Source organism: Flavobacterium agrisoli (assembly GCF_016522065.1).
GTDB lineage: Bacteria > Bacteroidota > Bacteroidia > Flavobacteriales > Flavobacteriaceae > Flavobacterium > Flavobacterium agrisoli.
In genome coordinates, this window is record NZ_JAEHFV010000004.1 from 1 (window position 1) to 16,343 (window position 16,343).

Annotated in this window: 9 protein-coding genes; all 9 read left to right on the plus strand. The window is 37.2% G+C overall.

Features of this window, described 5'->3' with window-relative positions; genetic code table 11:
• Positions 1-3,219, plus strand: a 3,219-nt coding sequence (locus I5M07_RS10385; RefSeq protein ID WP_200106383.1) for a T9SS type B sorting domain-containing protein, incomplete at its 5' end; no start/stop codon positions are given.
• 49 nt (positions 3,220-3,268) lie between these two features.
• The gene (locus I5M07_RS10390; protein WP_200106384.1) at positions 3,269-4,180 is read left to right on the plus strand and encodes a PorP/SprF family type IX secretion system membrane protein; all 912 of its coding nucleotides are present in this window, start codon (positions 3,269-3,271) and stop codon (positions 4,178-4,180) included.
• Positions 4,181-4,194: 14 nt separating this feature from the next.
• Positions 4,195-6,135: an OmpA family protein gene (locus I5M07_RS10395; protein ID WP_200106385.1), complete on the plus strand. Its 1,941-nt coding sequence runs from the start codon at positions 4,195-4,197 to the stop codon at positions 6,133-6,135.
• 146 nt (positions 6,136-6,281) lie between these two features.
• Positions 6,282-6,707 (plus strand): CBS domain-containing protein, encoded by a 426-nt coding sequence (locus I5M07_RS10400; protein WP_200106386.1) that lies wholly within the window; start codon positions 6,282-6,284, stop codon positions 6,705-6,707.
• Positions 6,708-6,900: 193 nt separating this feature from the next.
• Positions 6,901-7,482: a Holliday junction branch migration protein RuvA gene (gene ruvA / locus I5M07_RS10405; RefSeq protein WP_200106387.1), complete on the plus strand. Its 582-nt coding sequence runs from the start codon at positions 6,901-6,903 to the stop codon at positions 7,480-7,482.
• A 26-nt stretch (positions 7,483-7,508) separates the two neighbouring features.
• On the plus strand, positions 7,509-14,654 hold the full coding sequence (gene sov, locus I5M07_RS10410; RefSeq protein WP_200106388.1) for a T9SS outer membrane translocon Sov/SprA: 7,146 nt from the start codon (positions 7,509-7,511) through the stop codon (positions 14,652-14,654).
• Between the two features lie 85 nt (positions 14,655-14,739).
• On the plus strand, positions 14,740-15,120 hold the full coding sequence (gene gcvH, locus I5M07_RS10415; RefSeq protein ID WP_200106389.1) for a glycine cleavage system protein GcvH: 381 nt from the start codon (positions 14,740-14,742) through the stop codon (positions 15,118-15,120).
• A complete protein-coding gene (locus I5M07_RS10420; protein WP_200106390.1) occupies positions 15,113-15,505 on the plus strand; it encodes a VanZ family protein in 393 nt (130 codons plus the stop codon). Before gcvH ends, I5M07_RS10420 begins: the two co-directional genes overlap by 8 nt.
• Positions 15,506-15,583: 78 nt before the next feature.
• A complete protein-coding gene (gene deoC / locus I5M07_RS10425; RefSeq protein ID WP_200106636.1) occupies positions 15,584-16,327 on the plus strand; it encodes a deoxyribose-phosphate aldolase in 744 nt (247 codons plus the stop codon).
• Positions 16,328-16,343 lie beyond the last annotated feature (16 nt).

Here is a 16,343-nt window from a genome sequence, read left to right on the forward strand (position 1 = left end):
GCATGTTATGAAACAGCAACATTCAATACTACTAGTTGCGAGTGGGATGTAACGGGTACGCAACCAGTTCAACCTGTAATTGCATGTTATGAAACAGCAACGTTCAATACTACTAGTTGCGAGTGGGATGTAACAGGTACGCAACCAGTTCAACCAGTAATCGCATGTTATGAAACAGCAACGTTCAATACTACTACTTGCGAGTGGGATGTAACAGGTACACAACCAGTTCAACCAGTAATGGCATGTTATGAAACAGCAACATTCAATACTACTAGTTGCGAGTGGGATGTAACGGGTACGCAACCAGTTCAACCTGTAATTGCATGTTATGAAACAGCAACGTTCAATACTACTAGTTGCGAGTGGGATGTAACAGGTACGCAACCAGTTCAACCAGTAATCGCATGTTATGAAACAGCAACGTTCAATACTACTACTTGCGATTGGGATGTAACAGGTACACAACCAATTCAACCAGTAATGGCATGTTATGAAACAGCAACATTCAATACTACTAGTTGCGAGTGGGATGTAACAGGTACGCAACCAGTTCAACCTGTATTAGATTTACTGCCACGTACCTGTATCGAAAAAGAAACTGTTTTTGAAATTTCTAATTATGATGTTCAGTATACTTATATTATACTTCCTAACGCAGGAGTCATGAGAGATGGCAACCTTATAAAAGCTACGACTGGCAATTATACTATAGAGGCTATGATTAATGGTTGTAGTTCTCCGACCACCGCATTTACAGTGGGTTCACAAATATGTGCGGTTAATGATAATATTGGGGTTATGGATACTGCGAAAAATACGACTACAGATTTTAGTATTTTTAAAAATGATATTTTAAATGGTAGTGAAGTTGCTCCATCTGATGTGATTTTATCGAGTCCTTCAAGTCCGTTTTTTACGCTTAATTCAAATGGAACTTTTGAGATTGCTCCCAATACACCAACTGGAACGTATCAAATACCGTATACAATATGTGAAACTTCAAATCCAACAAATTGTAGTTCGGCAGTAGTTACCGTGTCAATTATTTGTAACAGTACTAAAGTTTCTGGTGTTATCATGAATGAAAATTCGAATACGCCACTTGTTAATGTTCCGATTACATTAAAACCAATTAACGGAACGACAGGAGCAACTTTAATTCGCATCACCAAAACCGATGGATCCTATTCTTTCGACGGCATGATTCCGGGTGATTACGTACTGCAAGTACAAGATGCCAACTTAAATACCGCGCAAGAACTGTTTAATACCAATCCGAGTTTCTTGATTTTAGAAGTTGAAAATTGCCAATATTTAGAACGAAATTTTGGTTATGCCAGTACCGACTTACCGGTTATGGGTGATTTTGTTTGGTATGATTTGAATAATAATGGTATTCAGGACGAATGGTATGATGCCAATAATGATGGTCTTGTAACGCAAAATATGCCGGACGTTAATGGTGTAATTGATTACAGCAAATGGGAGTGGATTGATTTCAATGGTGATGGAAGTTACCTTGGAAAAGAAAATGCAGGCGAGCTCAATGCAGCAGGTTTTGGTAACGGTAGTACTAATGTTCCTAATATATTTATAACAGGACCAAATGATTATTCCCGTAGTATAACGATGGGTATTCAAGGTTACTGGAGAGCTAGAGCTGATAAAGGTAATTACGGCGAATACCGAGTTGAATTTATTAAAGAATCTTTAATGGAATCTGCTTCAGAGGCTATGGCTGCTTCTGGATTGGTAAAAGTACTACCGGGTTTTACTAAAAAGAGGACTGCAAATACTCAAACAGCAAAAAGCAACCGTTTTGTAGATTGTGCTTCTACAACCAATACCGTTTTGTTTACCACTATTGACGATACACACCGTGTGCGTTTGGATTTGGATTTTGGAATAAGTTGTAAAACTTACGCCACCCTTGAAGCGAAAGATGACAGTATTTCAGATGTAAATGGTTCTTCAGGAGCTCTTGGGGTGTTGAATCTATTGCGAAATGATATTAAAGATGGTAATGCTATTCAGCCTACAGATGTTATTGTAACGGGGATTAATCTACCAAGTGGTTTTGTATTACACCCTAATGGTGTAGTTGATGTTGCTCCAAATACGGACGAGGGAACGTATACTTTTACCTATCAAATATGTGAAAGTGGTACTTCTAATTGTGCTACGGCAACCGTAACTATTGATGTGGTAGTTCCTCCAGCGCCGGCACCAATACCGGATCCTGTTATTATTCCGATTTTAGTTGTTGCTAATGATTCGGCTACAGCAGATGGAATTAATGGTTCTGTTGCCTTTTTGAATGTATTAGGAAATGATAGTTTGGATGGAACTTCAATTAATCCATCCCAAATTAGCTTACAAGGATTGCATCTTCCAAAAGGAATTGTCTTAAATCCAGACGGTACCATAGATGTAGCACCTAATACGGCAGGTGGGAATTATGTTTTTGATTATCAGGTTTGTGATATTGCAAATCCAACCAATTGTAAAACAGCTACTGTGAATTTGTTTGTTGAATCGCCTTCAATAGCCTTGATAAAAACCGCAGTATTTAACGATGAAAATGGAAGTGGGTATGCCAATGCAGGAGAAACCATTACGTATTCCTTTACAGTGGTCAACACCGGAAATACGGTTTTAGAAAACATCAGCATTTCTGATCCATTGCCGGGTATCCAAATAAAAGGAGGTCCTATTACTTTAGGCGTAAATCAAACGGATGAATCGACTTTTACAGCTACTTATGCCGTTACGCAAAGCGATATTAATGCAGGTAAAGTAGTCAACCAAGCCACAGTTAACGCCACAACGGCTAGCGGAATAGAAGTTGAGGATTTGTCGGACGCTAGTAGTTTGACAGCCGATAATCCAACCATTGTTTCTTTAGAAGGTTGTGTCATCAAAGTGTTTAATGCTATGACTTTGAATGGTGACGGAGAAAACGAACGTTTTTATATTCAAGGAATCGAGTGTTATCCCGAAAACAAAGTCGAAATCTACAACCGTTGGGGTGTTTTGGTTTACGAATCGGAGCATTATAACAATGTGGATCATGTATTTAAAGGTTTTTCCGAAGGCCGTGTTACGGTGAAAGAAACAGGAGGATTACCAACAGGCACCTATTTTTATGTGTTGAAATACCAAGATAACTCGGCTCAAACACAACAACAGGCAGGATATTTATATATAACAAACTAAAACCAGTGGGTTTTTGCTTCTGTTTTTAGTTACTATAAAAAACACAATTATGAATAAAATAACATTGTTTTTTCTGTTTTTATCATCTGTTTTGATGGCACAACAAGATGCGCAGTTTACGCAATACATGTACAATACTATTAATATTAATCCAGGTTATGCTGGGTCAAGAGGCGTGATGAGTATTTTTGGATTGTATCGAACCCAATGGATTGGTTTGGATGGTGCACCCGAGTCGGCTACTATTTCGGTAAATACTCCGTTAAACGAAAGTAAATTAGGATTAGGTGTTTCTTTAATCAATGATAAAATTGGTCCTACTACAGAGAATGCTTTTTCTGCCGATTTATCGTACAGTATCAAAACTTCCGAAACCTTTACATTATCTTTTGGTATTAAAGCCACAGCTAACTTGTTTAGTTTGGATGTTGATAAATTAACTCCAGAACATCAAGGCGATGCACAGCTTCAGAATTTCAACAACAAATTTACACCCAATTTTGGAGCAGGAGTTTATTGGCATTCGGATAAAGCGTATTTGGGATTTTCTATTCCTAATTTTATTCAGACCGATCGTTACAATGATAACGATGTCGTGATTTATAAAGACAAAATCAATTATTACTTAATAGGAGGTTATGTTTTTAATCTGAACCCGTACGAAACCATCAAATTTAAACCGGCATTTTTAACCAAGATGGTCGAAGGTGCCCCTTTACAAGTAGATGTTTCGGGTAGTTTTTTATTCAACGATGTTTTTTCTATCGGAATAGCTTATCGATGGAGCGCTTCGGTTAGTGCCATGGCTGGATTTCAAATTACAGAAGGTTTGTATGCGGGTTATGCCTATGATCATGAGACCACTAATTTGAATAATTACAACTCGGGTTCGCATGAAATTTATTTGCGTTTTGAGTTGTTTAAGAGTTACAATCGCATGACCTCACCTCGATTTTTCTAAAATAAAGAAACAGTATGAAAGTAAAAATAAACGTTTTTTTAATGTTACTTGTTTGCTCTTTTTTATCGCTTAAAGCCCAAACGAATTCCGAAACTCCTGCTGATAAAAAATATGAAAAACTGGCTTATGTCGATGCTATTTCCATTTATGAAAAACTAGCATCTAAAGGATATAAAAGCCAAGAAATGTTTCAGAAGCTGGGTAACGCACATTATTTTAATGGCCAATTACTCGATGCGAACAAAGCCTACAATCAGCTTTTTGAAATGAATCCCAATCAAGAAGCAGAGTATCTTTACCGTTATTCGCAGTGTTTGAAAGCGGGAGGGAATTATCAAAAAGCAGATTCTGTATTGGTACAATTTCGTCAGCAATTTGATCAAGATAGCCGCGGTTTTAAAGTAAAAGAAAACACCAATTATTTGCGAGAAATAAAAGCCAATTCGGGGCGATACCAAATTGCCGATGCCGGAATTAATTCGGATTATTCCGATTTTGGTGCGGCATTTTACCAAGATAAATTGGTTTTTGCTTCTACAAGGGATACCGGCGGTGTGGCCAAAAAAACATTCAAATGGACTAACGGTTCTTTTAGCAATTTGTATCAAGTCGATTTGTTAGCCGATGGCAGTATCGGCAAACCGGAACGATTTAAAAAAGAAATTAATTCAAAATTTAACGAATCAACTCCTGTCTTTTCAAAAGACGGTACAACCATTTATTTTACTCGCAATAATTATGTAGCGGGTAAAAAGGGTAAAAGCAGCGAGCAAACCACTTTGTTGAAAATTTATAAAGCAACTTGGTTGAATGAACAATGGACGAATATTACGGCGCTTCCATTTAATAGTGAGCAATACAGTGTGGCGCATCCGGCTTTGAGTCCCGACGAAAAATACCTTTATTTTGCATCTGATATGCCGGGAACAAAAGGGCAATCGGATATTTTTAGAGTGGCTATTTTTGATGATGGTGATTTTGGACAACCCGAGAATTTAGGAAGTGAAATCAATACCGAAGGAAGGGAAACATTTCCTTTTGTTTCTAGTGATAACGAGTTGTATTTTGCCACCGATGGGCGACCCGGTTTAGGAGGTTTGGATGTATTTGTGTCTAAAATAATGGGTAATTCTACTTTTGCAACACCTCAAAATTTAGGAGAACCGATTAATAGTCCGCAAGATGATTTCGCTTATATCATTAATGGCGAAAACCGAAATGGTTTCTTTTCTTCCAATCGAAATAATGCAAGCGGTTATGATGATATTTACCGATTTACTGAGACTCAAAAATTACAATGTTCGCAAGTTTTGGTTGGAAAAATCACGGATAGCGAAACCAATGAGTTGCTTTTAAATGCGCAAGTACAGTTGTTTGATCAAAATCATTTGCTCATAGCCGAAACGGTTTCTAATGGTAAGGGTGTATATACCTTTTCGAATTTGGATTGTAAAACCAATTATTTTGTAATGGTTCAAAAAACCGATTACGAAACGGTTGAAAAAGTGGTGACCACCGAAAAATATTCAGGAATGACTGCTTTTGATATTAGTTTGGCTAAAAACCGGAAACCGGTTATGGTGGGAACAGACTTGGCTAAAACCTTGCATATTCCTATTATTTATTTTGAGTTGGATAAATTTAATATTAATAAAGAAGCAGCTTACGATTTGGAAAAAGTTTTAGCGGTGCTCCAAGATAATCCAACCATGAAAATCGATATCCGTTCGCATACGGATAGTCGTCAAACCAAAAAATACAATTTGATTTTGTCCGAAAAAAGGGCTCAAGCTACCAAAAAATGGTTGGTACAAAATGGAATTGACCCTACGCGATTAACGGCCAAAGGTTATGGCGAATCGCAATTGGTAAATCAATGTGGCGATGGCGTAAAATGTAGCGAAAAAGAACACAAACAAAATCGAAGAAGCGAATTTATTATTACGTCGCTTTAGTTAAAAGGTTTCGGTTTTATTGGGTTTGTTTACGGTTTTGTGTTGTAATTGGTTGTTTGTTAGTAAATTGTAATTAAAAAGTAGTGTATTCTGATGCCGTTTTTGATTTTTTTTTCTAACTTTAAAATCCTTAAAAATTTTTAGTTATGACAGTAAATCAAATATTAAGCGAAAAAGGACACGAAGTCTTTTCGGTACATTCAGCTACCACAGTGTATGAGGCTTTACAAGTAATGAGCGAAAAAAACATTGGTGCCATTTTAATAATTGATGGTACTGAGCTAAAAGGGATTTTTTCGGAAAGAGATTATGCTCGAAAAATTGTTTTGAAAGACAAAACCTCGCGCGAAACACCCGTGAGTGCCATTATGGAATCGACTGTTTTTACAGTAAAGGAATCGGATGATTTGGAAACCTGTATGGGAATGATGAGCGGAAAACGCATTCGACATTTACCGGTTGTGCGAGATGATACAGTTGTCGGTTTGGTTTCGGTAGGCGATGTGGTAAAAGCCATTATCGAAATGCAAAAAGTCACCATCGAACATTTAAATTCCTATATTTCACAATAATTGTAACTACTAAAAAATAAAAAAAAGTTCAGCATACGCTGGACTTTTTTTTTGGGGTTTGACTGTTAATTTTTTTGAAATAATCCGTGAAAACCGTTTATTAATTAACAAAATAATAGTACGATATTAAGTATCAATAAAAATGAGTTGGTTTTAACTCAATTTTATTATATTTGAAAAATTACTTGAAATTATGATTGCACATTTGCAAGGAAAATTAGTTGAAAAAACGCCAACTGAGGTGGTTATTGATTGCGGAGGAGTTGGTTACCAGGTTAATATTTCACTTCATACCTATTCCTTACTTCCTAATACCGATTTTATTACACTTTTTACCCATCTTCAGATAAAAGAAGATGCCCATACGTTGTTTGGTTTTATCGAAAAATCAGAGCGTGAAATTTTCAGAATGTTGCTTTCTGTTTCGGGTATCGGAGCCAATATTGCCCGCACCATGCTTTCCTCTATAGCACCCAAACAAATCATTAACGCCATTGCCGCTGGCGATGTGGCGAGCATTCAATCCATTAAAGGAATTGGGAATAAAACAGCACAACGTGTTATTCTAGATTTAAAAGATAAAGTGCTTAAATTATACAATTTAGAAGAAGTTTCTATAGTGTTAAACAATACAAATCGAGATGAAGCGTTATCTGCTTTGGAGGTTCTAGGTTTTGTTCGAAAAACAGCTGAAAAAGTAGTGGACAAAATCGTAAAAGAAGAACCCGATGCCACAGTGGAGACGTTAATCAAGAAAGCATTGAAAAATTTATAATTTAACATTAAAAAGAAACGAATTGTATGCCTAAAATTTGGTTTTTTTTGGTAGTGTTGTTTTGTGGTTTTTCGGTTCAATCGCAGGTAAATCAGCAAGCTCAAGATTCTGTTAAAACGGGCTTTGCTACCGGGAAACTTCAATTGGAAAATCCGCCCAGTATTCTTTCTGCCTACACCTATGACCCTGTAACCGACCGTTATATTTACACCAAAAAAGTGGATGGTTTTTCGATTGATTATCCTGTGGTGTTAACGCCGGCAGAGTATGAAAAATTGATGCTTCAGGAATCGCGACGCAATTATTTCAAGCAAAAATCGGATGCTATAGATGGCCGAAAAGACGGTAGCGAGGAAGCTAAAAAAGATCTTTTGCCACGGTATTATGTGAATTCTGGTTTTTTTGAAACTCTTTTTGGTAGTAATACTATTGATGTAAAACCCACCGGATCCGTTGAAATGGATTTGGGATTGCGTTATACCAAACAAGACAATCCCGCTTTTTCTCCCCGAAATCGTTCCAATTTGTCTTTTGATTTTGATCAAAGAATTAGCATGAGCTTGCAAGGTAAAGTGGGAACTCGTTTGGGTGTAAATGCCAATTATGATACACAATCGACTTTTGCTTTTCAAAACTTAATCAAATTAGAATATACGCCCGATGAAGACGATATTGTTCAAAAAGTAGAAGTGGGTAATGTGAGTATGCCTTTGAATAGTACTTTAATTCGAGGAGCTCAGAGTTTATTTGGTGTTAAAACCCAATTGCAATTTGGAAAAACCACGGTAACTGGCGTTTTTTCGGAACAAAAATCACAAACTAAAAGTGTGGTGGCTGAGGGTGGTGGTACCATCGAAAAATTTGATTTGTTTGCCTTGGATTATGATAATGACAGGCACTTTTTTCTCTCCCAATATTTCCGAAATAAATACGATGCGGCTTTGTTGAACTACCCGTATATTGATAGCCGGGTGCAAATTACCCGTATCGAGGTTTGGGTAACCAATAAGCAAAACCGAATTAATACAACGAGTAATAATTTAAGGAATATCATTGCGCTGCAAGATTTAGGAGAAGGACAATTGGCCGGAATTCCGGATAACGAAGTGGTGGTTTTGAATCCTTCCACCGGAATGTTTAATAATCCGATTGGTTCTCCAGCGGATAACTCCAATAACGACTTTGATCCTGCTCAAATTGCTGCGGGAACAGGTTTGTTGAATTCGAATATCCGAGAAATTGCTACGGCTAATTCGGGTTTTAATACGACCAATGTCAGCGAAGGTCGTGATTATTCGAAATTAGAAAATGCCCGAAAATTAACTTCAAATGAATTTACCTTTCATCCGCAATTAGGGTATATTTCGTTACAACAACGATTGTCAAACGACGAGGTTTTGGCCGTTGCTTATGAATATACCATCGGCGACCAAGTCTATCGAGTGGGAGAGTTTGGTAATGATGGGGTTGATGCTACAGTGGTAACCGGAACTTCTAATTCTAATCAGGCGGTAATTACACAAAGTTTGATTTTAAAAATGCTGAAAAGCAATTTAACGAATGTTCAAAATCCGGTTTGGAACTTGATGATGAAAAACATCTATCAAATTCAGGGAGCTTACCAAATCAAGCAAGAAGATTTTCGATTGAATATTTTATATTCCGATCCTTCGCCAATCAATTATATTACTTCGGTGCCTAATTCGAGCTTTCCGGCAAACCCCGCTCCTGAGGATAAAATTGAAAATACGCCTTTATTAAATGTTTTCAATTTGGATAAATTGAATTACAATAACGACAAGCAAATTGGAGGTGATGGTTTCTTCGATTTTTTACCTGGTTTAACGGTTGATGCACAAAACGGACGAATCATTTTTACCTCTAAAGAGCCATTTGGTGAGTTGTTGTTCCGTAAATTATCCGACAATACTTCGCAAGATTACAACAACACGGCTAGTTATAATGCCAATCAACAAAAATATGTGTTTCGAAGCATGTACCGTACGACACAAGCTGCGGCTATACAAGACAGTGATAAAAACAAATTTTTATTGAGAGGTAAATACAAGTCGACTGGAAGTGACGGAATTCCAATTGGTGCTTTTAACGTGCCACAAGGTTCGGTAGTAGTTACCGCGGGTGGAAGGGTTTTGATGGAAGGGGTTGATTATAGTGTGAACTATCAATTAGGAAGGGTTCAAATTTTAGATCCGTCATTACAAGCATCCAATACACCTATCGAAATTTCGTTAGAGAATAATTCTATTTTCGGGCAACAAACTACTCGTTTTATGGGTGTGAATGTTGAGCATAAAATTTCCGAAAAGTTTTTGGTTGGCGGGACTTTTTTAAAAATGACTCAAAAACCTTTTACTCAAAAATCGAATTATGGGCAGGAATCGATAAACAATACCATGTTTGGATTTAATACCAGTTTTTCTACCGAAGTTCCTTTTTTAACCCGATTGGCGAATAAATTACCGAATATTGATACGGATGTACCTTCGAATCTTTCGGTTCGTGGTGAAGTAGCTTTCTTAAAACCGGGAACACCAAAAGCTGATAATTTTGATGGCGAATCTACTATCTATGTAGATGATTTTGAAGGAACGCAAACAACGATTGATATGCGCTCGGCTTATGCTTGGAGTTTGGCTTCTACACCTAGTCGAAATACAAACAGTCCATTCAATTTTAACGCCGATGCCAATGATTTGAGCTACGGTTTCAAAAGAGCCAAATTGGCTTGGTACACTATTGACCCTGTTTTTTATGTACAAAAACCGGATGGTATTAGTAATAACGATTTGTCGTTAAACGCAACTCGTCGCATTTACAACGAAGAATTGTATCCGTTGACCAATTTGGCGCAAGGACAATCTTTAGTAGTGAACACCTTAGATTTAACTTATTTTCCATCCGAAAGAGGTCCGTACAACAACAGTACCGATGTAGGTTTAAATCCAACTGAAAATTTCGGAGGGATTATGCGTTCTTTAAATGCTACTAATTTTGAACAAGGAAATGTAGAGTATATTCAGTTTTGGATGTTGGATCCGTATGAAGGGGAGGGTTCCATTTCCCCAACCAATACCGGTAAGATTTATTTCAATTTAGGAGAAATTTCAGAAGATATTTTAAAAGACGGCCGAAAGCAATTTGAAAACGGATTAGGTCCGGATCAAATTATGGTAAATCCGCAACCTATTTGGGGAGATGTGCCTGCTTCGCAATCGTTGGTGTATGCTTTTGATACCAATGAAAGCAATCGCGCCAATCAGGATGTTGGTTTAGACGGTTTGCCAAATAGTAAAGAGGCCGCCGTATATACCAATTATGCAACAGACCCCGATCCGGCAGGAGATGATTATACTTATTATTTAAATACAACCGGGGGTGTAATTGATAGATACAAACAATACAATGGAGTAGACGGAAACTCCGCCGTAAGTATTAACGACCGTAATCGTGGCTCGACCACGTTGCCCGATGTGGAGGATATCAACAAAGACAATACCATGAATACCATCAATGCGTATTATGAGTACAGTATTGATATGAGAGAAGGAATGGCTATTGGAGAAAATTTCATTACGGATATTCGTACTACAAATGTAACCTTAGCCAATGGTCAGACCACAACAGCACGTTGGATTCAGTTCAAGATTCCGGTTAGACAACCTGAAAACACTATTGGGACTATATCGGATTTCAGATCGATTCGTTTTATGCGAATGTTTATGACCGGATTTAATGATCAGGTTACGGTGCGTTTTGGTGCTTTGGATTTGGTTCGAGGCGAATGGCGTAAATACGATTATACCTTACAAGGTGATCAAGATACGCCTGATGACGATGGAACCGATTTTGATGTAGCAGCTGTAAATATTGAAGAAAACGGCGATCGTTGTCCTGTAAATTACATTACTCCACCAGGTGTGCAACGCGAACAATTGTATAACAACAATACGATTATAAATCAAAATGAACAATCGTTGTCTGTTCGTGTTGGAGGAAGTGGTTTAGAGCCAAATGATTTAAGAGGGGTTTTTAAAAACGTAAGTGTCGATATGCGTCAGTACAAAAACTTACAAATGTTTTTGCATGCTGAGTCGCTTCCTTTTGAAGCTTCTTTAGACGATAACCAACTAACGGCTTTTATGCGAATTGGAAACGACTTTACTCAGGCTTTTTATCAAATTGAAAAACCGCTTAAAGTTACCATTCCGTCTGGTTCGGGAACCAATTGTTCGAAGTTGAGTGCCGAAGAAGTATGGCCCGCCGAAAACAATTTGAATGTTAGTTTGGAACTGTTAACGCGAATGAAAATATTGGCATTGAATATTGATCCCAATTCCTTACCAGCAGATGGTATTTATTATCCCGATGATGATCCAAATGTAAGTGGTGGTGATGGTGATCCGAATTTGCGTTTGGGGATTAAAGGAAATCCCAATTTCGGAATGATTCGAAGTTTGATGGTCGGTGTAAAAAATAATAGTCTGCAAAAAGTGGCCAAAGGAGAAGTTTGGTTCAACGAGTTGCGTTTGTCTGGTTTAGACAACAAAGGCGGTATGGCGGCTATTTTGAATGTCGATACCAACATGGCCGATTTTGCCACTGTTTCGGCAACCGGACGCAAAAGTACTATTGGTTTTGGCTCTATTGAGGAAACTACTATTCAACGCAGTCGCGAGGATTACCAACAATACAATATTATTACGAATATGAATTTAGGTAAATTGATGCCTAAAAAATGGGGTATTAATTTGCCGTTTAATTATGCTATTGGTGAAGAAGTCATCACACCCGAATACGATCCTTTTTACGAAGACATCAAACTCAAGCAATTGTTGGATGAAACTACGGATGAAAATCAGAAAGAATTGTACCGAACACGAGCGGTAGATTACACCAAGCGTAAAAGCATTAATTTTATCGGAGTTCGTAAAGACAAAGATCCTGAAAAGAAAAAGCACCTTTATGATCCAGAGAATTTGACTTTTTCACAATCGTACAACGAAGTCGAAAGACACGACTACGAAATTGAAGATTACGAAGACCAGCTTTCGAGTACAGCGGTAACCTATGCGTATGCTTTTCAACCCAAATTGGTAGAGCCATTTAAAAAGAATGCTTATTTTAAAAAGAGCGATTATTGGAAATTGTTGAGCGATTTTAATTTTAATTATTTGCCTTCGACAATCAATTTTACAACGAATATTAACCGTCAATACAACCGTCAGCAATTCCGACAAGTGGATGATGTGCAGGGTATAGGCTTGCAGCCTTTGTACCGTCGTAATTTTGAATTTAATTATCAATATGGTTTTGCATACAATCTTACCAAATCACTCAAAATTAATTATGCTGTAAACACCGGAAACATTGTTAAAAATTACATGAATTCGGATAACGAGCCTATACCAGAATTTACCATTTGGGAAGATTATTGGGATATTGGATTGTCCAATCAGCATTCGCAACAAATAGTGCTGAATTATGAGTTGCCATTGTATAAAATTCCGGTTTTAGGATTTTTAAAAGCCAATTATTCGTATACCGGTGATTTTAGTTGGCAGCGAGCTTCTACGGCTCTGTCTAACATCGAAATTGAAGGGGTAAACTATAATTTAGGAAATACGATTCAGAATGCCAATTCGAGTACTTTTTCGACTTCTTTGGATATGAATGTGCTGTACAAATATTTAGGTTTAACGGGAACTTCTGCTAAAAAAGCGGCGCCCAAAACCGTTGCCCCAAAACCGGGTGAAAAAGTAGTCAACACAAATAAAACCACTTTGGATATTAACAGTCCGTTTAAAAATGCTTTAATCGGTGTGTTGACTAGTGTAAAAAATATCCAAGTAAATTATACCGAAAATAGCGGGACTGTCTTACCAGGTTATTTGCCAGGAATTGGCTTTTTTGGTACTACAAAACCAACATTTGGATTCGTTTTTGGAAGTCAAGATGACGTACGTTACGAAGCAGCCAAACGCGGTTGGTTGACTAATTACGACGGATTTAATCAAAATTTTACACAAGTCAATAACAAACTTTTAAAAGCCACCGCAAATATTGATTTGTTCCCTGATTTTAAAATTGATTTAACGGCTGATCGCTCTTATTCTGAAAATTTCTCCGAACAATACGATGTTTCGGGAGATGGTTTTTATAATTCGAGATCGCCTTATAGTTACGGACTTTTCTCTATTTCGACGGTATTGATTAAAACCTCGTTTGGAAAAAGCGACGAAAACCAGTCGGCGGCGTTTGATGATTTCAGAAACAACCGTTTAATCATTGCAAATCGTTTGGCAACTCAAAGAGGAATTGATATAAATAATCCAGCCAATTTAGATCCGGAAGGGTTTCCAATTGGCTATTCTAAAAACAATCAAGCGGTTTTATTGCCTTCGTTTTTGGCAGCTTATTCAGGTAAAGATGCTTCGGGCGAATCGTTGGGTATTTTCAGAAGTTTTCCTATTCCAAACTGGAATGTAAAATACAACGGACTGATGCGTTATAATTTCTTCAAGGAAAAATTCAGACGTTTTTCATTGCAACATGGGTACCGCGCTTCGTATACGGTGAGTCAATTTCGTTCCAATTTTGCTTATGATGAAAACCCCGGTGGAATGGATACCAACGGAAATTTCTTAAATCAAACCATCATGTCTAATGTCAATTTGGTTGAGCAATTTAGTCCGCTTATTCGTATGGATTTTGAATTAAAAAGTTCCTTGAAAGTTTTAACAGAAGTCAAAAAAGACCGCGCACTTTCGATGAGTTTTGATAATAATTTATTGACCGAAGTGCAAGGTGTAGAGTATATCGTAGGGTTAGGATATCGTTTTAAAGATGTCATCATGTCGTCGCGTTTAGCCGATAATCCAACCGGAATTATCAAGAGTGATATCAATATAAAAGGCGATTTGTCGTATCGAAATAACCAAACTTTGGTGCGTTATTTGGATTATGATAACAATCAATTGGCAGCGGGGCAAAATATTTGGTCGTTAAAACTTACTGCCGATTATGCTTTTAGTAAAAACCTTACGGCCATATTTTATTACGATCATTCGTTTTCTAAGGCAGTGATTTCAACCTCATTTCCAATTACAAATATTCGTTCAGGCTTTACTTTACGTTATAATTTTGGAAATTAAATTGCAGAATAAAAACAATACTTTCTTAGAAGATTGTTACATTTGTGGCTTAAATTTTAAAATTAGTAATAATTAAATTAGTAGTATGAGCATACCAGCAAATTTAAAGTATACAAAAGATCACGAGTGGGTTAGTATTGATGGCGATATTGCTACCGTTGGAATTACGCATTTTGCGCAAAAAGAATTAGGCGACATTGTATATGTTGAGGTTGAAACATTAGACCAAACTTTAGAAAAAGATGAGGTTTTTGGTACTGTTGAAGCAGTTAAAACCGTTTCGGATTTGTTCTTGCCTTTATCTGGAGAAATCGTTGCTTTTAACGATTCTTTAGAAGCTACGCCCGAAGCAGTAAATTCAGATCCTTATGGAGCAGGTTGGATGATCAAAGTTAAAATAAGTAATGATGCTGAAATTGAAGGATTACTTTCGGCTGATGCTTATAAAGAATTGATTGGTGCGTAAATTATTCTATTTATGCCTAGCGTTAGGATGGACCGGTTTTATAGCCTATTTCTGTCTAGTACCGGCTTCAGAATTGCCTTCGATTACCCTGCCGTATGTTGATAAAATGGTGCACATAGCATTTCATTTTGGCTTTACTACTGTTTGGTTTTTGTATTTTAGAAAACAATTCGAAAGTCCGAATACGTACAAATCGCTTTTAATGGCCTTTGTGTTTTCGGTTTTTTTCGGAATCATGATCGAACTTATTCAAGGTTTGTATACTGCAACTAGAGCGCAAGATGTTACCGATATTTTTGCCAATAGTTTAGGCGGAACAATGGCCATAATCAGTATAGTATTTTACAAAACGTTTTGGTCAAAAAATAAGAAGCTCACTATTTAGTGGGCTTTTTTTGTGTTTTGTAAATGGCATTTTTAAGTAAACTGTATTTTTGTAAGGTAATTGAATTCGATTTTTATGATGGACATCAGAAGTTATTTAGATTCGACTTATTTAAAAACGGCAGCCCAAGCAGGTATTTCCGAAGCTGACAATCAGCAAATAGTGCAACATGCTATTCATGAGGCGATTCGGGAACATTTTAAATTAATTATGATTCGGCCCGAATATGTGGCTATGGCGCAAGATTTAGTTACAGCGGCTGACTCTCCCTTATTGGTGGGGACTGTAATTGATTTTCCGGAAGGCCGTAATTCGCTTAAATTTAAAATTGATCAAGCACAAGAAGCGATTGCTAATGGGGCCGATGAATTGGATTTTGTTTGCAATTACAATGCATTTAAAGAAGGTCAAATTGATTTAGTGCGACAGGAAATTCTAGAAGGTACTCGACTAGTGTTAGCCAATCATAAAACAATTAAATGGATTATCGAAGTGGCTGCTTTATCCGAAAAAGAAATCATTCAATTGTCGACATTGATTAAAAATGTTGTAATGTTGCATTTTGATGAAGAACTTTATGGGAATGTCTTTGTAAAGTCCTCCACCGGTTTTTATCCTACAATTGATGGGAAACCCAACGGAGCTACTTTACCTACAATTACCATGATGTTAGAAAATGCCTCGCCTTTGCCTATAAAAGCAGCTGGAGGTGTACGTACTTTCGAAGAAGCACTCGAGATGATTCAGTTGGGTGTAAAACGCATCGGTACATCAGGAGCCAAAAAAATAGCTGAAGGCCAAGAAAACAGGAACGATTATTAAATTTCTACATATTACC